The sequence below is a fragment of the Microcoleus sp. T3_A4 genome, assembly GCF_036700465.1.
In the GTDB taxonomy this organism is placed as follows: Bacteria; Cyanobacteriota; Cyanobacteriia; order Cyanobacteriales; family Microcoleaceae; genus Microcoleus.
Genome location: NZ_JAUBOY010000002.1, coordinates 786 through 21,318, shown reverse-complemented (window position 1 = coordinate 21,318; position 20,533 = coordinate 786). Strand labels below are relative to the sequence as shown.

The window sequence follows — 20,533 nt, the reverse complement described above, 5'->3', positions numbered from 1 at the left end:
ACTTATGATAAATTATCATAATTACTTATATTAGTCAATACCGATTTCAAAGTGAGTTATATTTGAATTTTACATATGGAATGAGTTGGTTTGTACAACCTTATGTTGAAAAAATGCTGCGACTTGAGAGTCAGAAAAAACTAATTTTAGCAGGTGCAGTTTCCGCCAGCAACTTACCCCGCGAAATCACATACCGAACCGCAGCCCGCCTCCTAATTGCATCATAACAATCCTCAGCATCCAAGACAATTAAATTTGCAGGTTTACCCGCATCTATCCCATAATTCTCATCTCCCAGATAGAGAGTTTTAGCACCGTTGACAGTGACCATATTAAAACAAGCTGCAATCTCAGCCATTCCCGTCATCTGACAAACATGAACCGCCATATGAGCGACATCTAACATATTTCCCGTACCTAAACTATACCAAGGATCTTGCACGCAGTCGTGACCAAAACTCACATTCAATCCCTGCTGCCACAACTCCTTAACCCGCGTCACCCCACGGCGTTTGGGATAAGTATCAGCGCGGCCTTGCAGGGTGATATTAATTAAAGGATTGGCAATAAAATTAATTCCCGATTTTGCCAAACTTCCCATCAGCTTAAAAGCATAAGCATTGTTGTAAGAACCGAAAGCCGTCGTGTGGCTAGCCGTCACCCGCGAACCAGCCCCGCTTCTAATCGCACAAGCTGCTACAACTTCCAAAAATCTCGACTGTTCATCATCGATTTCATCGCAGTGAACATCTATTAATCTATTGTATTTTTCAGCAAGTTCAAAAATTCGCTCAACCGACTTCACCCCATCTTCCCGCGTCAACTCATAATGCGGAATCCCGCCCACAGCATCCGCACCCATATCCAGAGATTTCTCTAAAAGTTTGTCATTTTCTGGACTTCCATAAATCCCGTCTTGGGGAAAAGCCACAACTTGCAGAGTCATCCAATCTTTGACTTGTTCTCGGACTTCCAAAAGTCCTTGCAAAGCAGTCAGCGTCGGTTCGCTAACATCAGCGTGACTCCTGACAAACAAAATCCCTTGAGACGCTTGCAGCCTTAAAGTTTCAACAGCCCGTTTTTTGACATCATCCAGAGTTAAACTTTGCTTGCGTTCCCCCCAGATTTGAATTCCCTCGAACAAAGTGCCGCTTTGATTCCATCGCGGTTCCCCCGCAGTCAAAGCCGAATCGAGATGAATGTGCGACTCCACAAACGCGGGAGTGACTAATTTGCCTCCAACATCAATTTCGGATTCTCCCAATTCGGAAATCTGCGTCGATACGGCGGCTATTTTGTCCCCATCAATAGCGATATCCACTGTTTGACTGTCGATCGCACCTAACAAACGACATTGCCGCAGAACAATGCTATACTTTTGCTCAGGCATGACAATTGCACCTAAATTTAACACTTGTAAACGCGATACTTCCTAGTTGCTACTCAGCCTAGTGAGACCAAAAGAATTCCCCAATCACTTGCGAACCCCCTCCTTCTCCTCCTCTGCGTCCTCTGCGCCCTCTGCGGTTAAAAAATCTTACTCAAAAAACCCACCTATAACCATAATCACCCAGAAAAAAACGCAACTACAAATCGCCAACATCAGACAATCTCAAACTCCAGATTGTGATTTTTCACCAAATCAAAGGTAAAATGGTCAACCACATTAGTATTGCTCAACTCCAGATTGTAAAAATCAACAAAATCCGCATCAAAATACGGCCCAGCGTGCCAAGTACCCACATCTAACTTAATAAAACAATTGCCCGGAATCCGAAAAGCAGCCATATCCTCTAAACTCGGTTTATAACTATCCCCAGGAGGCGCAACCGCCATCAACCAATCCTTCCCCTCCAAAGAACCCAAACACTGAGTACATTGAACGTGTCGTGTAATTTTGCCAAACTTGCGACCTTTATGGTGCAGCCGCATAATGTAAAATCTAGGAATACCATTTTGCAAACTTAACTGAGCATCCTCACCATCGAAAGACTTACCATCAACAGCCGCAAAGATAACTTGACCGTAACGCCGAAAATTCTCCGGTGTCACCCATTGTGCGGATAACTGCTTAGTCGAAATTGATTCGCTCATAAATCCCAACATCCCTAGCTTGATCCGTCATGAACATTCTAATACAGTAAATCCTCTCTCTTCTCTTCTCTGTGCCCTCTGTGTCCTCTGCGGTTTAAATAAAAAAATCTAGTTCGCTTTCTCGATCGCGCAAATTACCCTTACAATCAAATTTAGCGCACTGCTCTCTTCTCTTCTCTGTGTCCTCTGCGGTTAATTAAATAAAAAAATCTAGTTCGCTTTCTCGATCGCCCAAAACACCCTTACAATCAAAATCAGCACACTGCTGCAAAAAACGAGCCGGAATATCAGGTCGAGCACCCCAATGCAAATGCAAATAAGAAGCGTGTACCTGACAAACTCCCCAACCTTCAGCAACCGCCTCAACTTCCCCCCGCTTGCCATACCTCCAACTGTGATAAACTGGATTACTCGGTTCCACAGTTAAATGCGATCGATGAAACTCATGTCCCCAAACCTCATCAAGAGCAGTTAACACCGAACTATCCCTCACCGCCACAGCTTCTCGGTATCCCAGCGTCAAACGCTTTCCCATCGCAGCAGTAGTTTCCAACACTCCCACCCCTGGCCAAGAATTGCCATCGAAGTCTACAATAGAATCGCACAAATACATCAAACCCCCGCACTCCGCATAAGTCGGCATTCCTGAAAAAATCGCCTTTCTTACCGCATCCCGAATTAAAACATTACCGCTCAAATTTTGAGCAAACACTTCGGGAAAACCGCCACCAAAATATAACCCTTGCACATTGTCAGGAAAAACCGAATCATCAAGGGGACTCCAAAATACCAACTCGGCACCCAACTCTTCCAACAAATCAAGATTGTCCTGATAGTAAAAATTAAAAGCCCGATCGCGCGCAACTGCAATCCTCACTCCAAATTGTTTTCCCAAACTGTTGACAAAATCATCTTTTTGAGTTAGAATTCCCGAAGGGAGACTGTGCCTACCGAAAAGTTGCTCAGACCCCTCACCCCCCCCATTTCGAGTGGCAGCCAACAAAGGCAAAAGTAGGTCCCAGTCAAAACTAACAGCAGCCAAATCAGCCAGTTTATCGATCGCAGCATGAAGATTCGGCAACTCCTCAGCAGGAATTAGCCCCAAATGTCGATCGGGAATAGTAACAGCCTCATCCCTACGCAAAACGCCCAAAATAGGTAAATTGAGCGGTTTGAGAGCATCTTGAAGTAGTTCCAAATGTCGATCGCTCGCCACCCGATTCAGCACCAAACCAGCGAATTTAAGGTCAGGGTTAAAAGAACGAAAACCGTGGGCGATCGCAGCCACAGAACCAGAGAGCCTGCTGCAATCTATCACAAACAATACCGGCACATTCAGCAAATAAGCAACATGAGCCGTAGAAGCAAAGGAAAAATCATAATTGCCTTCTTCTTTTCGATAATTAATCCGTGTATCCGTCTCACAATCCGTGTCGTGGCTTCGTGATTCCTGATTCCTTCGACTCACTCCATCAAATAGTCCCATTACCCCTTCAACTAAGGCATAATCGACATCTTGAATATGACGAGAAAAACACTTTTTTACATAAGATTCAGAGGTTAATATTGCGTCTAAATTCCGACAGGGGCGACCAGTGACAAAAGCATGAAACATCGGATCGATGTAATCCGGGCCTACCTTAAAAGATTGAACATTCAAGCCGCGACGGATTAAAAAAGCTAAAAGGGCGATCGTCACAGTAGTCTTTCCCGCCCCGCTGCGTTCGCCAGCAATTACTAAAGTCATAGTTCTAGATTATTCACAAAAAATACATATTTAACGAACCGCGAAGACGCGTTAGGCGAAGCCGCGCGTAAGCGCTAGGGCGCGAAGGAAGAATGAGAATAATATAGGTAATTTCGTGGCTTTTGGGAAGTAATTTATAGTTGAGAGTCAAAGAACATTATTAATTCAAAACTCATAACTTATAATATCGTTTCCGGTGGCAGCGGTATTGTTCAAATGTCCAAACAGTCAGTTGTCCCGAAAGCATAATTTTAGTCAACAGTCAACAGTCAACAGCCAACAGTCAACAATCATCTCGCTCGTGCAACCGGAATTGATATAACTCATAACTCCTAAAAAAGTAGGGCAGACATTGCCTGCCCCACTGAATATTAACTCAATCCGTCTTGCTTATTTTTTTCTCCTTTCTCCTGATTCCATCCATCCGTTACATCCGTTACATCCGGTACACAATCCGTTGCCGAACTTCTTTTTACCGCTTAGCTAACTTCAGCATTTGAGCCGTCACTGCCAAACTTTCTTCGTAAAGCACATCTCGGCCCCAACTCTGCAAGTGCTGGCCCAGCAACTGTTCCGTCACCTGATCGAACAGAGGACTCACCTGGTTAAACCGATCGGTTTGAGCGCCTCCCTTGGTTTCCATCCGCATACAGCCGCCCGCTTCCGAACACAGAACTGTACCACAGTCAGCCTTTTCGTTGGTAGAATTCAAACGCACAGCAATCAAATCGCCCGCGACATCGCCCGTATCAGCAGTAGGAATAGCAGCCAACTCAGCTTCGACAACCCGTTCGTCGGGCCCGGCGAATTTAATTCGCTTGATTTGGTAATCGCCCTCTTCCTGTTTGAAAGCAACCGGACGCCACTGAAGCCGGCTCGCCAGCCAACCCAAATACATCAGCGCTTGCGTAGAATTGTCCTGTTCGTAATCGATCGTCACCCGATCGATTTCCCGAATCGCAGCCCGACGTTCCGGGGCGTCAAAAGCCTCCGCAGCCAACTCCTGCCACGCGGCCAGCCGACGCCAATTGAGATCTGCGATCGGAATTCCCTCCTCGATCAGACTTTGCATCAACAGCAATTCAGCTTCACACTCAGCAAAGCTGCTAGAGTCAACAATCACAGAACTGCTAACTGCCGCCAGCCGCTGGAACAAACCTCGATCGGCATCAGGATTCGCTTTCCACCACAGCAGCGTCGGCAAATCAGCGATAGTCAACGCCGTCACGATGCCGCTCACCCGTTCCAAAGCAGCTTCCGTACCCCGTAAGGTAATGTATTCGCAACAGATCAGATTGCCGCTGGTGCGCTTGTGAACCGGACAATAAGCAGCCACTTGAGCCTGTACGCCCGTATCTTCTCCCGCCGTCGGGCACAGAGCAATAATCCGGCAGGGATTGGCAGCCACAATCGCGTCAGCCACGCCCGATCCACCGGAACCCAAACCACTCGATCCCATCTCCTCGCCTTTTGAATTTTTGCGAGCCACTTCTTCCCGCAAAGTCGCCAGCAATTCAGCGTTAGGTTTACCAGTTCTCGGTAGCCCGTAAGCTTTTTGAGCAGCCCTGATGCTAGATGCCGTCATCGGCCCGGTAATACCGTCCACCGGCCCGTCGTAAAACCCCAGATCCGCTAGTAACCGCTGAGTTTCTTCGGGTTCGTAGACTACAAAAGTAAAAGTTGTTGCCCTACTAGCGATCGGAAAATCGCCCTTCGACCCTGATTCTCTGTAACTTTCCCAAATTTGACTCAATTCGGCCTCTATTTGGTCGATCGACACATCTTTAGGACTTTGTAGCGAAACCAGGGGCGGAGCTTTCATCGGTGTCATCGTCATAAATCTTTTCTCCTTTGTTATTTGTTATTAGTCATTAGTCCTTAGTCATTAGTCCTTAGTCATTGGTTATTAGTTAGCAGTTTTTAGTTGGCAGTTTTTAGTTAATCACTAATACTAATGCTGACCTATAACTAAGGACTAATGACTGCTGACTAATGACTCTTAAAGTCTGCGCCACTTGCGACCGTCTCTGTTAATTAGCAATTCTGCTTCCGCAGGTTCCCAAGTACCCGCTTCGTATTTAGGAACCAAATCTTGGTCGTTGGACGATTCCCAATCCATCAACGCCGGCGTTACCACCCGCCAAGCTTCTTCCACTTCATCAGAACGGGTAAACAAAGTTTGGTCGCCCAGCATACAGTCAATTAACAGGCGATCGTAAGCATCCGAAGATGTCACCCCAAAAGAAGAACCGTAACTGAAATCCATATCCACCGTCCGCGTCCGCAAATCCGGCCCCGGCATTTTCGCCTCAAACCTCAGCGAAATCCCCTCGTTCGGATGCACGCGCATGGTCAAAACGTTAGGAGTTGTTTGTTGGGCCGCGGACTGAAAAATTAACAGCGGCACTTCGCGGAACTGAATCGCAATTTCGCTAACTTTTTTCGGCAACCGTTTGCCGGTTCGCAGGTAGAAAGGCACTCCCTGCCAGCGCCAGTTGTCAATCATAAACTTCATCGCCACAAAAGTCGGCGTTGTCGAGTTGGGAGCAACCCCCGGTTCTTCGTGATAACCTGGCACCTGTTTGCCCTTCATCCAACCTGCGGAATATTGACCGCGAATCGCTGAGAACTCCAAGTTATGCAAATCTGCCAAGCGAGTTGCTTGCAGAACTTTCATCTTTTCGGTGCGGATGCTGTCAGCGTCCAAAGAATTCGGCGGTTCCATCGCCGTCAGACAGAAAATCTGCATCAAGTGGTTTTGCAGCATATCCCGCAACGCCCCAGAGGATTCGTAGTAACCGGCCCGGTCTTCTACGCCTACTGTTTCTGCAACTGTAATTTGTACGTGATCGACAAATTGCCGATTCCACAGCGGTTCAAAAATCGCGTTAGCAAACCGGAACACCATTAAATTCTGAACAGTTTCTTTGCCCAAATAGTGGTCGATCCGGTAAACTTGCTGTTCTTGGCAAACCTGCTGCACGACTCGGTTGAGAGCTTTTGCTGAACTCAAGTCGCGGCCGAAGGGTTTTTCAATTACTAAGCGGTTTTTTAGTGGATCTGCCAGCATTTGAGCAGCGCCCAGTTGCCTAATTGCTTCTGGGAAAAAGTTCGGGGAAACTGATAGATAAAATATGTGATTGCCGCGAGTTCTCCTTTCTTCGTCGAGTTCCGCTAAGAAAGCTTTGAGTTTTTGATAGCTTTCCGGGTTGTCAATGTCGCCGGGACAGTAGTACAAACCTTGAGCGAAATCTTGCCAAAATTCTTCATTGCCAATGCCGCCGCCAAATTCTTCAATGCCTTCGCGCATTTGCTCTCGGAAGTAATCGTGACTCCAAGGGCGGCGGGCTACTCCCACGACGGTAGTTTCCGGTGGCAAGCGTCGATCGCGCTTCATCTGATAAATTGCAGGTACCAGTTTGCGCTGGGTGAGATCCCCAGAAGCTCCGAAGATTACCAGAATTTGTGGTTCCGGCACCCGTTCTTTTCGCAAACCGACCCGCAGTGGATTTTCAAGTAGCGTTACCATTATTTATTTTCCTTGTTCTAGTGCTGTCAACCCTGCCAAGACACCATGATAGTTTACGGTCATTTCTGCTAGTTGCTGGGTGAGAGAGTTAATCGGTTCTTAATACTGCTAGAGGAGGCAGATGATTTTGCTCTCTAGGAACTATGACATCCATTAATCTCAAAATTCCTAGAGAGGATTTAAAACTCAGCATTTAAGAACCCAAATAATTATCTACTCCGATTCCTAAATGCTTCTGCCTTTCAGGATACAGATATCTGCCTAAGCTACGGGTGACAACTTCTGGACTTTCTCTTGCAAGGAATCCATCAGGGATTGGAACGGCCCGACAAATTTTGCAATCCCGTCGAGGAGCAAGTCTTCCATCACTTTGTCCAAGTTGATGTCGATGTCGGGATCTTTGAGACTTTCGATCAGCGTGTAAGCTTCTTCAACGTTGTTCTCAATCCGGGGTGCGACATCGCAGTGGTCGAAACAAGCTTCAACGGTGTTCGGTGGCAAAGTGTTAACGGTGTCTGGGCCGATTAATTCATCAACATACATGACATCGCTATAGTTGGGGTTTTTGGTGCTGGTGGAAGCCCACAGTAAGCGCTGCACTTTCGCTCCTTTGGCTGCTAAAGCTTGCCAGCGATCGCTCGCTACGATCTCTTTATACTTCTGGTAAGCTATCTTCGCATTGGCGATCGCCACTTTCCCCTTCACCGCTTCCAGTTTAGCTTTTGTGGAAATATCTGTGACATTTTTGAGTTTCTCGTCAATCTTGCCATCGACATTGATGTCGATCCGGCTCAAGAAGAAACTGGCAACAGAAGCAATATTGCTCACATCCAAACCTTTAGCCACCCGCGCTTCCAAACCGCGAATGTAAGCCCAGAAGGTTTCGACGTAGCTGTCAACCGAGAACAGCAAAGTCACGTTAACGTTAATGCCTTCGCTGATGACTCGCTCGACTGCGGGCAAACCTTCAGCGGTTCCCGGAATCTTAATCATCACGTTTTCTTTGCCGAGGGCTTTGTAATAGCGCATGGCTTCGCTAATCGTGCTTTCTGTGTCGTTGGCGATCGTCGGTGGCACTTCAATGCTTATGTAGCCGTCCAAACCCTTCGACTCTGCGTAAACTGGGGCGAAGATGTCGCAAGCGTTGCGGATATCTTCAAATACCAGAGATTCGTAAATCTCCATGACAGATTTACCCGCCCGGATGCCCGCTTCGATATCCGCGTCGTAAATCACATTGCCCGCGATCGCTTTCTCAAAAATAGCTGGATTAGATGTAATCCCACGCAGTCCCCTACTTTCAATCATCTGTTTGAGTTCGCCGGACTCGATCAGATCGCGAGTCAAATTGTCCATCCAAATACTTTGGCCAATTTCTTTGATTTCTAACAGGTGATTCTTTGTTGTTTCCGCCATTACTGTAACTCCTACCATTTGATAATTGGGAATTGGGAATTTAGGATGGGGTCTAAAAGCATTGGGCATTGCTTAGTTGTTAGTTGTGATTTTTTGGTTCTAATCACCAATGACTAATGACTAATGACTAATGACTAATGACTAATGACTAATGACTAATGACTAATGACTTCACTCTTGGACTGTTCTAGGATTGCGCGATCGATCTTGAATAAAAGACTCAACCATCGCTACATTTTCTTTACTGCCGACAATCAAGGGCGATCGCTCGTGCAGTTTGGTCGGCACAACGTCTAAGATGTCTTGAATGCCCGTACTGGCGCGCCCGCCGGCTTGCTCCATCAAAAACGCCAAAGGAGCCGATTCGTAGAGCAAGCGCAATTTGCCCTCCGGTTGTTTGACCGTTCCGGGGTACAAAAACACGCCTCCCTGGAACAAAATCCGGTGGAAATCTCCCACCAAAGCCCCACCGTACCGGGCGCTGTAGCCTTCGCTGCGGTGTACATACCGAATGTAGTCTCTCAGAGATTCCTCCCACTGCCAGAAGTTGCCTTCATTAACGCTGTAAATTGGGCCGCGATCGGGAACCTTAATGTTTTCGTTAGCTAGAATAAACTCGCCCAAACTGGGATCGAGGGTAAAGGAATGAACACCCTGACCGATCGAATAAACCAGCATGGTACTAGGGCCGTAGAGTACGTAGCCAGCCGCTATTTGTTTGTGTCCATGTTGCAGCAAGTCGGAAGCAGAACCGTCTTCATCGTCCCCCTCTTGCTTGCGGATGCTGAATATGGAGCCTACATTGAGATTGATGTCAAGATTGGAAGAACCGTCTATGGGGTCGTAGAGCAGACTGTAACGCCCGATCGGACAATTTTCGGGAATGTAGTAGGGTTTTTCCATTTCCTCCGAAGCCAAGCGGCATACCAGTCCGCTTTGCTGGAATACCGAGATAAACACTTCATTAGCATAGATATCCATCTTTTTGACGGATTCTCCCTGCACGTTCGTAGCCCCTGTAAACCCCAAGGCATCTGCCATTAATCCGGCTCTGCTGAGTCGCCTCGCGATCAGCTTGGCTGCGAGCCCGATGCGATTCATCAGGGCACTGAGATCCTGAGCATCTGCTGAAAAGCTTTGAAGTTGCTGGAGTACGTGACGAGATAGGGTTGTGCAATCGCGGTCTAAGGCTTGCACCTGATCGATCGGGCCCAGTCGGGCTTCCCCTGTCGGCGCGTTTACCATGATTTTGATGTCCTCCCTGTCTTGCTGCTCTGGATTTGGGTTCGATGGAGTCCTTGACTCTTGCTCCTGAATCGGCTAAAAGACCGATCGTCCCCCAACTTCTATCTTAGGAAGGGTTTTGCCAAAGGGCGTCGAACTTTAGGTGAATTTTAGATCCGCATCGAAAATTGAGGCGTTCGATCGACTGTTGAGTCGGGAATTGTATCCAAAATCACTACTTTTTTTGATTAACCGCAGAGGACGCAGAGGGCGCTGAGAGAAAAAGTGGCGATAGAGAAGCCTACGAACGTTGGCTAGCATCTCAAAAAGACCGACAACTTCCTTTGCGCGAAGAAGATGTAGAACCTATTGTTAATTTGCCGGAATTGCTTGCAGGCATTTACGATCGCGTCGGCTATGATTATCGGCTCGATTACGATCAATATCCCGTACGTAAATTTTCGCCAAAGGCGATATGACACTCCAAAATTCTGGGTAAGCTATCCATAGAAATACGGTAATTGAAATTTAAGCAAATATACAGAGTCCGTCATTGACTTTTCTATTGACTTGTTTGAAATATACTCAAACACTCAATTTACATTGCATAAATTTTTCAAAGTGTGGGGTTTTAAAACCCAAATATAAAATGTTTGTTGGTACTCATCAATCCAGGATAATGCTATGGATATTGTCGAACAAATTCCCCATAACTTAGTCAAACACTATCAAATTAAAAAGCTACTCGGAGAAGGCGGTAGTAGCACAACTTATGAAGCCGTTGACCTCCAAACACACCAGCGAGTCGCACTCAAAGCTTTGTCTTTACAGAAGATGAATGACTGGAAAGTCCTGGAACTCTTTGAACGAGAAGCCAATGTTTTATCAAAATTGAATCATCCGGGAATTCCGCGTTATTTGGATTATTTTTATGTCGATACTCCCGATAACCGTTGTTTTTATATAGTACAAGAACTGGCCCAAGGGCAATCTCTAGCCAGTTTAGTCGAAAATGGCTGGCACGCTAGTGAACCTGAAATTCAACGCATTGCAACACAAATTTTGGAGATTTTAGTTTATCTCCATTCACAGACACCACCTGTTATCCACCGGGATATTAAACCCGAAAATATTGTTTTCAAATCGCCGATCGATTCCCACAAACAAAAAGATTGGTCAGTCTGCTTGGTAGATTTTGGAGCAGTGCAAAACACTTATTACAATACTTTAATGCGAGGAAGTACCGTAGTTGGAACCTATGGTTATATGGCTCCAGAACAATTTCTCGGACAAGCCGTACCTGCAACAGATTTATATGGTTTAGGAGCGACATTGTTGTATTTACTAACCCACCGTTCCCCCGCCGAATTACCGACAAATATACTAGAGAAAGATTTTCGCTCTCAAATTCAGATTTCTTCAGCATTTGCCGATTGGTTAGAAAAAGCGATCGCCTCAGATTTAGAAAACCGCTTTGAATCGGCACAAGAAGCGCTTGAATCTCTTCGCAATCCTCGAATAGTTAACGTTAAATCCAATCCGACGCAATGGAAAAAGCGCCTCAAAATAGGAATTGCTGCTATTGCTACTGTTGCTGTTTTCAATCACTTTAAATATCCCATCCTCAACCGGATTGGATTTACCCCCAATGCAGTTGTCAAGGCTGTTGAACGGGGAGATACTAAAACTGTTAGGCATTATCTGGATATTGGTATTAATGCTAATAGTAGGGTAAATAACAAGAATTTACTACACTTTGCTGGCTCAAAAGAGGTGGCAGAATTGTTAATTGCCAAAGGTGCAGATGTCAACGCTAAGGGTCCATATGGCTGGACCCCATTACACATCGCTGCTATGTTCGATCGCATAAAAGTGGCACAGACGCTAATTGCTAAAGGTGCAGATATTAACGCCTGGGGAGAAGCTCAATTTGAGCCGTGTAATATTACATGTACAACTCCTCTGTTCTTTGCCCGATCGCCTGAAATGGCCAAGTTGCTGATTGCTAAAGGTGCGGATGTCAATGCCAAAAACAAAAATGGCTTGACTCCTCTACATAGAGCGCGATCGAAGGCGATCGCAAAGATACTACTCGCCGCAGGCGCAAAAATTAACATCAAAGAAGACAATGCCCAAAATGGCAAGAGTACAGCTTTATTACATAAGGCAGCCCAAATAGGTTTTAAGGAGTTGGTACAACAGCTAATTAAAGACGGTGCAAATGTGGCGATCCGCGATGACTATCGAAGAACTCCACTGCACTATGCAACCACAAAAGAAGTTGCTGCTTTGCTAATGTTGGATGTCAATGCTAGGGACAAATCTGGAAATACTCCGTTACACCTAGCTGTCGATCGAGGATCTCAAGATATCGCTGAACTGCTAATTGCTAATGGTGCAAGGGTTAACGTTAGAAATGAGAACGGTCAAACTCCATTGTATCGAGCGATCGCGATCGGACACAATGAGATTGCTGCACTGCTAATTAACAACGGTACAGATGTCAATAATATAGATGGATCTGGCACAACTCCACTGCACAAAGCCGCACATTATGGCACTGTAAAAATCTTAAAATTGCTGATTGCTAAAGGTGCAGAAATTAATATCCAGGATAATCAAAGAAAAACTCCACTGGATATCGCCGTAGACCTGAAACTTCAGGATACAGTGGTGCTGCTAATTAGTAAAAACCCAGATGTTAATAGTGAAGACAAAGAAGGCAGAACTTTACTGCATATCGCTGTCGATTTCAAACTTGAGGATGTAGCCAAACAACTCATTGCCAAAGGTGCATTCGTTAATGCCAAAAATAACTTGCTTCAAACTCCCCTGCATCTTGCTGTCGATCGAGGCTATCAAGATATCGCTGAACTGCTAATTGCTAATGGTGCAAGGGTAAACGCTAGAAATGCGAACGCTCAAACTCCATTGTATCAAGCGATCGCGATCGGACACAATGATATTGCTGCACTGCTAATTAAAAACGGTGCAGATGTTAATAATAGAGATATGTGTAACACAACTCCACTCCACCAAGCCGCACATTATGACACTGTAGAAATCTTAGAGTTACTGATTGCTAAAGGTGCAAAAATTGATACTACAAACTGCTATGGCGACACGCCACTCAAGATAGCAGAAACTAACTTGAACCCCGCCCAAAAACCAACAGTTAAAATACTCAAATCTCGCGGTGCAACCTATTAATTATCCACAATCAACCCAGGCAGAAAAATATGGAAAAACTACAACGAACGGAAAAAATTATTGCTGAAAGATATCGCATTCTCGGCAAATTAGGACAGGGTGGAGTTGGAATCACCTATGCTGCTGTAGATTTAAACAGCAATCAAAAAGTTGCACTCAAAGCTTTATCCTTGCGTCTGACAACTGAATGGAAGAAAATCGAGTTATTTGAACGAGAAGCAAAAACTTTATCGGGATTGAATCATCCGGGAATTCCTCGCTACATTGACTACTTTCAAGTTGATACTTCCCAAGATCGTTGTTTTTATATCGCCCAACAACTCGCACCGGGAAAATCTCTCGCACAGTTGATAGAAAATGGCTGGAAACCAAATGAAGCTCAAGTGCGTCATATCGCCTATCAATTGCTAGAAATTCTAGCTTACCTGCAATCGCTGTTACCTCCTGCGATCCACCGAGATATTAAACCCCAAAATATTATTCTGCAAAAAAATGGGCGAGTCTTCCTAGTTGATTTTGGCGCAGTTCAAAATACTTACCATCATACTGTTACTGGAGGCAGTACCGTTGTCGGAACCTACGGTTACATGGCACCTGAACAATTCAGAGGAAAAGCTGTATTATCAACAGATTTGTATGGATTAGGCACAACGCTGCTTTTCCTGTTAACCCAGAAATTTCCATCCGATCTACCCAGACAAAAGCAGAAGATAAAATTCCGCGATCGCGTCTCTATTTCTCCAGAGTTTGCCAACTGGTTAGAGAAGATAATTGAACCCGCAATTGAAGATAGATTTGACTCAGCAAAAGATGCTTTATCAGCGTTGCGAGGGAAACAGCCAAGCGGGATTAATCGCGAAAAAATGTTTAAGCGATCGCCCCAGTCCCGAATTACTTTAATTGACGCTAAACGGTGGTTATTCATCAATATATACCCCGATCGTTTCCCTAGTAAACTCACAGGGTTTTTCCAGTTCATTCATCAGAGTTATAAAATTTTACTTTCCTTCTCTTTGATTTTGTTATTTTTTGATTTAATCCTATGGTTAATTCCCGGACCGATATACTCGATAGTTAGCTTGTTTAAATACACTTTAGCCTACTCGCTAGGTAAATCATTTCATCTGTTTGTATTTATATCAAGCAAACCTGTAATAATATTTACCGTATTTTATGCTTTGATGTTCTTGTGTAGGTGCTTGTGTAGGATTGCTTCTTGTCTATTTACTAGACCAATTCAAATCAGTCCTCAAGATATCCAGCGGGTAAAGTTGAGCGTAATTCATCTGCCATTGCTCAAAAAATCGATGACTTTTTGCCGGATTCGCACCAAGTCGCGTAACTATTGTTTTGGCTTATTTTTGCCGCAAGCTGAGAAAGAATGGTTGGTTGGGGAATTGAATGATTGTTTAAGTAAACTAAAATAAATCATTGTTGATATCCACAGAGTCGATCAAAAACCCGTTTTTTTTAGGAGTGCGTGGATTAAATAAATGCGAAAGTATAGAATATTTTATGTACTAATTTAGGCAATAATAATCATCAAAAAATCCTGGATCGGGCATGAGAATAAAACTATAAAGAATCTCGATATTTATGAAATATGACTGCAAAAGGGGAAGCCGATCGCACTTCTGGAATAGGTTGCTCAAATGATTACTGGAGAGTAGCGATCGCCTTGTCGATTGGTTATGCTTGAGTCAGGGTGCTCCTTTCTGCCAATTGACTGACCAACAAAAATAAAGATGTTTGTGCTTAAATACCGTCAAGGCAAGAAATATCTCGCCCTGAGTGGGGTAGTGTCCTTAAGCTCCAGTATCTCCTAAGCGTGAAGGTTCGATTGATGAGTATTCCTACTCGAAATAAAAAAACTATCTTGTTTTTGGCAGCCAACCCCAAAAATACCACCCCTGTGGACTTACAGAAAGAGGCGAAGGAAATTGCAGAGGGGTTGCAACGTTCTAAAAAGGCCGACAAGTTCCAACTGGAGCAACAGTGGGCGGTGACGCCAAGAGAGATGCAGCGAGCAATATTAGATTATAAACCAGAGATTGTGCATTTCTCAGGGCATGGTGCAGGAGAAGGCGGTTTAGCCTTGGAAGATGAGGCGGGACAAATTAAGCTAGTAAATACCAAAGCTTTGGCAGCTTTGTTTGAGGCGTTTAAGGAGTACGTGGAGTGCGTAATACTCAACGCTTGCTATTCAGAAGTGCAAGCTGAGGCGATCGCACGTCACATTCCATACGTGATCGGCATGAAGCAAACGCTGGGAGATAACGCCGCACGAGTGTTTGCTGTAGGGTTTTACGATACGTTGGCGGCGGGGGAGTCGATCGAACGTGCCTATAAGTTGGGTTGCGTTAGCATCAGCATGGCAGGAATTTCCGAAGAACCTACGCCGATATTAAAGAAAAAGTCTGATTTTTCGGAGTTGGATGCAGCAGAGCGATCGCCCGATGCTTCTAGCGATATCGTTGAGGAGTCGTCGCCTGTGGTGGAAAATGCGCGATCGATCGCCGCCCCTCCCCTTTCTCTGCTCAACTTAGACAACCCCGAAGGTTCTGTTAGTTTAGATTCACCCCTATATATCGATCGGCCTCCCATTGAATCTGACTGCTACCAAACTATTGTTAAGCCCGGAGCTTTAATCCGAATCAAAGCCCCCCGGCACATGGGAAAAACTTCCTTAGTGCAGCGAATTTTATACAACGCCAAGGAACAGGGTTATCAAACGGCTTATTTAAACTTTCAATGGGCTGATGGCAGTTTTCTCACCAATCTTGATGAGTTGTTGCAGTGGTTTTGTGGTGAGATTACCAATGAATTAAATTTAGAAGACAAGTTAGGAGAATATTGGAAAGGCGTTCTCGGCAGTAAAAATAAAAGCACGAAGTATTTCCAACGCTATCTATTATCTAACACGGTTCAGCCTCTTGTTTTAGGGTTAGATGAAGTCGATCGCATTTTTGAGCATTCCGAAATAGCCACCGACTTCTTTGGATTATTACGAGCTTGGCACGAACGGGGAAAAAATGAGGAAATTTGGAAAAAGCTGAGGTTGGTCATTTCTCACTCTCAAGAAGTTTATATTCCTCTCAATATTAATCAGTCGCCATTTAACGTGGGATTGCCCATAGAATTACCTGAACTCAATCAGAAACAGGTAACAGATTTAGTGAATCGACACCAATTAAATTGGTCAAATCAAGAGATTTGTGACCTGATGGAAATGGTGGGCGGTCATCCTTATTTAGTGCGAGTTGCTCTCTACCAAATTGCCAGAGGGAGAATTAGCTTAGATAGCTTGCTAAAAGTCGCTCCTACTGAAGAAGGCCCTTACTACGATCATTTACGACGGCATTTAGTTAACTTGGAACAAGATGCAGAACTAGCAGCAACAATTAGACAAGTCATTAACAGCGAACAACCTGTAGAAATTAATACCGGAGAGGCTTTTAAATTGCGAAGCATGGGGTTGATAAAATTTCAGGGAAATGCTGTCATGCCATTGTGTGGTTTGTATCGTCAATATTTTAGCCATCGCCTAGCCTTTCTCCAACCAAATATGACTGCTGTGCAACAATCTAATAACCCATCAAGCTTGAGCGTAGAGAGTAATTTAGCAGCTATTATGTTTTCGGATGTCGTTAATTCCACGGCTTTATCAGTTGCCAACCAAAAGCTGACACTAGAATTAGTGAATCGAGATTTCAACATCATACGAGGCATCTGCGCTAAACATCAAGGCAAAGTCCTTAAAGAAATGGGCGATGGTTTATTAATTTTCTTTCCAGAAAGTGCCGTAAAAGCAGTAGCCTGTGCGCTAGAAATACAGCGAAGTCTCGCCGAAGGTGCTACAACCTTACCTGCGAGTCATGTCCTCCAACACCGGATTGGTATTCACTTGGGGGAAATCTTCTTTCTTAATAATGATATCAGGGGTGCTGGTGTAAATTTAGCGGCTCGTTTAGAAGGGAAAGCAGAGCCAGGAGGAATCTGTATTTCTGAAACAGTTTATCAAGTCGTTAAAACCCACTTATCTTTAAATGTGATTGACTTAGGTATGCAACAGTTAAAGGGAATTCCTGAACCTGTACGACTGTACAAATTGATTCCTTGATTCTCTGATTTTCCCCCTATAAATTAACAATGACCTATGAAGGATTATCAATATCAAGTTGGGGGTAGCCTGCCTGCAAACGCCCCAACTTATGTCACTAGAAAGGCGGATGAAGAACTTTATCAAGCTTTAAAAGCTGGAGAATTTTGCTATGTTCTTAATTCCCGACAAATGGGAAAATCATCCCTGCGAGTGCGGACAATGCAGCGGTTACAAGCAGAGGGAATAGCCTGTAGTAGCATTGATATCACAGAAATAGGAACCTCAGACATTACGCCAGAAGAGTGGTATGCAGGCGTGATTGATAGCATCGTCAGCCGATTAGATTTGTATGACGTTTTTGATTTAGATGAATGGTGGGAGCAGAATAGGTTATTATCGAATGTTAAACGATTTAGTAAATTTGTTGAAGAAGTATTACTCAAGCATATCTCAGAAAATATAGTAATTTTTGTCGATGAATCGGACAGCTTAATCAGCTTAAATTTTAAAATAGAAGATTTTTTTGCGGTAATTCGTGATTGCTATAATAATCGAGCTGATAAACCAAATTATCGTCGATTAACATTTACAATGTTAGGGGTAGCTACTCCCTCAGATTTAATTCAAGACAAGCGACGAACTCCTTTTAATATTGGTCGAGGGATAGAGTTAACGGGGTTTCAATTAGCAGAAGCCCAACCTTTGGCAGTTGGGTTAGAGAGTCAAGCAGAAAATTCGCAAGCATTGTTAGAAGCCGTGTTATATTGGACTGGTGGACAGCCATTTTTAACGCAAAAAGTTTGTAAATTACTTCTCAATCACGCCAACTCTGCCTCAATCCAAAATCCTGCTGAGTGGGTGGGAGATTTAGTTCGAGAAAAGGTGATTGAGTATTGGGAAGGACAGGATGAACCAGAGCATTTAAAGACGATTTGCGATCGCATTTTACGCAGCGAACAGCGTGCCAGTCGGTTATTGGGACTATATCAGCAAATTTTGCAGCACAATGAGATAGCGACTGATGATAGTCCAGAACAAATGGAACTACGATTAACTGGGTTGGTGGTTAAGCAGTCGAGCAAGCTTAAAGTTTATAACCGGATTTATCAATCGGTTTTTAACCTAGATTGGGTGGAAAAACAATTAGCGGAACTCCGCCCTTACAGCGAAAGTTTTAAAGCTTGGATAGATTCTGATTGCCAAGATGAATCGCGACTATTGCGCGGGCAAGCCTTGCAAGATGGTCAAACTTGGGCAGCAGATAAAAGTTTGAGCCCTTTGGATTATCAGTTTTTAACTGCCAGTCGGGAAGTCCAACAACGGGAAGTTGAACGAGAGTTAGAAACACAAAAACAAGCGAATAAAATTTTGAAAGAGGCAAATGAGACGCTAATTAAAGCAGAGCAATTAGCCACCTATAAAGTCACTCAAGCCCAGAATTTAGCAAATGTCATCCAGGAAACGGCTTTTTCTAATGAATCATTTCGTTCAGGACAGACATTCCAAGCACTGTTGGAAGCATTAAAGGCAGGGCAAGCATTCAAACAACTAGATGCTTCAGCCGAGATGACAAAACATATTACAGGACGAGTGATAGCTGCCCTGCAACAAGCAGCGTCCGCAGTAAAAGAGCGCAATAGTTTGGAAGGGCATAGCAATTCTGTCAGAAGCGTCGCCTTTAGTCCAGATGGCAAGACATTGGCTTCTGCAAGCTTTGACAACACCATCAAACTGTGGAACATGGAAACCCAAACACCCATCGCTAGCCTCACCGGGCATAGAAATTCTGTCCGAAGCGTCGCCTTTAGTCCAGATGGCAAAACTTTAGCTTCTGCAAGCTTTGACAACACCATCAAACTGTGGCACCTGCAAAGCCAAAAACTCATTGCTACCCTCAGAGGGCATAGCAATCAGGTCTTGAGCGTCGCCTTTAGTCCAGATGGCAAAACTTTGGCTTCTGCAAGCAGTGACAAAACCATCAAACTTTGGCACCTAGAAAGCCACAAACCCATCGCTACCCTCACCGAGCACAGCGATTCGGTCTGGAGCGTTGCCTTTAGTCCAGATGGCAAGACTTTGGCTTCTGCAAGCAGTGACAACACCATCAAACTGTGGCACCTCCAAAGCCAAAAATCCATCGCTACCCTCACCGGGCATAGCAATTCTGTCAGAAGCGTCGCCTTTAGTCCAGATGGCAAGACTTTGGCTTCTGCAAGCAGTGACAATACCATCAAACTGTGGCACCTCCAAAGCCAAACACCCATAGCTACCTTCAGAGGGCATAGCAATGAGGTCAATAGCGTCGCCTTTAGTCCAGATGGCTTGACTTTGGCTTCTGCAAGCTTTGACAACACCATCAAAGTGTGGCACCTGCAAAGCCAAACACCCATAGCTACCCTCACCGGGCATAGCAATCCGATCATTAACGTCGCTTTTAGTCCAGATGGCTTGACTTTGGCTTCTGCTAGCAGTGACAACACCATCAAAGTGTGGCACCTGCAAAGCCAAACACCCATAGCTACCCTCACCGGGCATAGCAATCCGGTCATTAGCGTCGCTTTTAGTCCAGATGGCTTGACTTTGGCTTCTGCAAGCTTTGACAAAACCATCAAACTGTGGCACCTGCAAAGCCAAACACCCATAGCTACCCTCACCGGGCACAGCAATCTGGTCTATAGCGTCGCCTTTAGTCCAGATGGCTTGACTTTGGCTTCTGCTAGCGCTGACAAGACCATCAAACTGTGGCACCTGCAAAGCCAAATACCAATTGCTACCCTTACCGAGCATAGCAATTCTGTCAGAAGCGTCGCCTTTAGTCCAGATGGCTTGACTTTGGCTTCTGCAAGCTTTGACAAGACCATCAAACTGTGGCACCTGCAAAGCCAAACACCCATAGCTACCCTCACCGGGCATAGCTATTCGGTTTATAGCGTCGCCTTTAGTCCAGATGGCTTGACTTTGGCTTCTGCAAGCTTTGACAACACCATCAAACTGTGGAACATCGAAACCCAAAAACCCATTGCTACCCTCACCGGGCACAGCGATTCGGTCTGGAGCGTTGCCTTTAGTCCAGATGGCTTGACTTTGGCTTCTGCTAGCAGTGACAACACCGTCAAACTGTGGCATCTGCAAAGCCAAAAACCCATTGCTACCCTCACCGGGCACAGCGATTCGGTCTGGAGCGTTGCCTTTAGTCCAGATGGCTTGACTT

Annotated in this window: 12 protein-coding genes; 5 read left to right on the top strand and 7 right to left on the bottom strand. The window is 44.9% G+C overall.

Annotated features, from left to right (window positions below):
- Positions 1-130 precede the first annotated feature (130 nt).
- The 7 genes from codA to fbp all read right to left on the bottom strand — a co-directional run bounded on the left by codA (position 131) and on the right by fbp (position 10,031).
- On the bottom strand, positions 131-1,390 hold the full coding sequence (gene codA, locus QUA07_RS01330) for a cytosine deaminase (RefSeq protein WP_333321867.1): 1,260 nt from the start codon (positions 1,388-1,390) through the stop codon (positions 131-133).
- Positions 1,391-1,602: 212 nt separating this feature from the next.
- Entirely contained in the window at positions 1,603-2,094 is a 492-nt protein-coding gene (locus tag QUA07_RS01325) for an ureidoglycolate lyase (RefSeq protein ID WP_333321863.1), read from the bottom strand.
- 196 nt (positions 2,095-2,290) lie between these two features.
- Positions 2,291-3,841 (bottom strand): cobyrinate a,c-diamide synthase, encoded by a 1,551-nt coding sequence (locus tag QUA07_RS01320; RefSeq protein ID WP_333321860.1) that lies wholly within the window; start codon positions 3,839-3,841, stop codon positions 2,291-2,293.
- Between the two features lie 472 nt (positions 3,842-4,313).
- Positions 4,314-5,678: a glucose-6-phosphate dehydrogenase assembly protein OpcA gene (gene opcA / locus QUA07_RS01315; RefSeq protein WP_333321857.1), complete on the bottom strand. Its 1,365-nt coding sequence runs from the start codon at positions 5,676-5,678 to the stop codon at positions 4,314-4,316.
- Between the two features lie 162 nt (positions 5,679-5,840).
- A complete protein-coding gene (gene zwf / locus QUA07_RS01310) occupies positions 5,841-7,370 on the bottom strand; it encodes a glucose-6-phosphate dehydrogenase (RefSeq protein WP_333321855.1) in 1,530 nt (509 codons plus the stop codon).
- A 261-nt stretch (positions 7,371-7,631) separates the two neighbouring features.
- Positions 7,632-8,786: a transaldolase gene (gene tal / locus QUA07_RS01305; RefSeq protein ID WP_333322238.1), complete on the bottom strand. Its 1,155-nt coding sequence runs from the start codon at positions 8,784-8,786 to the stop codon at positions 7,632-7,634.
- A 171-nt stretch (positions 8,787-8,957) separates the two neighbouring features.
- A complete protein-coding gene (gene fbp, locus QUA07_RS01300) occupies positions 8,958-10,031 on the bottom strand; it encodes a class 1 fructose-bisphosphatase (protein ID WP_333321852.1) in 1,074 nt (357 codons plus the stop codon).
- A gap of 323 nt (positions 10,032-10,354) precedes the next feature.
- Here fbp and QUA07_RS01295 point away from each other — a divergent pair, with 323 nt between their 5' ends.
- The 5 genes from QUA07_RS01295 to QUA07_RS01275 all read left to right on the top strand — a co-directional run.
- Positions 10,355-10,489 (top strand): DUF4058 family protein, encoded by a 135-nt coding sequence (locus QUA07_RS01295; protein ID WP_333321850.1) that lies wholly within the window; start codon positions 10,355-10,357, stop codon positions 10,487-10,489.
- 205 nt (positions 10,490-10,694) lie between these two features.
- Complete coding sequence (locus QUA07_RS01290) at positions 10,695-13,220, top strand: ankyrin repeat domain-containing protein (RefSeq protein ID WP_333321848.1); 2,526 nt, start codon at positions 10,695-10,697, stop codon at positions 13,218-13,220.
- A 29-nt stretch (positions 13,221-13,249) separates the two neighbouring features.
- The gene (locus QUA07_RS01285; protein WP_333321846.1) at positions 13,250-14,647 is read left to right on the top strand and encodes a serine/threonine-protein kinase; all 1,398 of its coding nucleotides are present in this window, start codon (positions 13,250-13,252) and stop codon (positions 14,645-14,647) included.
- A 416-nt stretch (positions 14,648-15,063) separates the two neighbouring features.
- Positions 15,064-17,340: an AAA-like domain-containing protein gene (locus tag QUA07_RS01280; protein WP_333321844.1), complete on the top strand. Its 2,277-nt coding sequence runs from the start codon at positions 15,064-15,066 to the stop codon at positions 17,338-17,340.
- 36 nt (positions 17,341-17,376) lie between these two features.
- Positions 17,377-20,533: WD40 domain-containing protein (locus tag QUA07_RS01275; RefSeq protein WP_333321842.1), on the top strand; the 3,157-nt coding region annotated here is incomplete at its 3' end.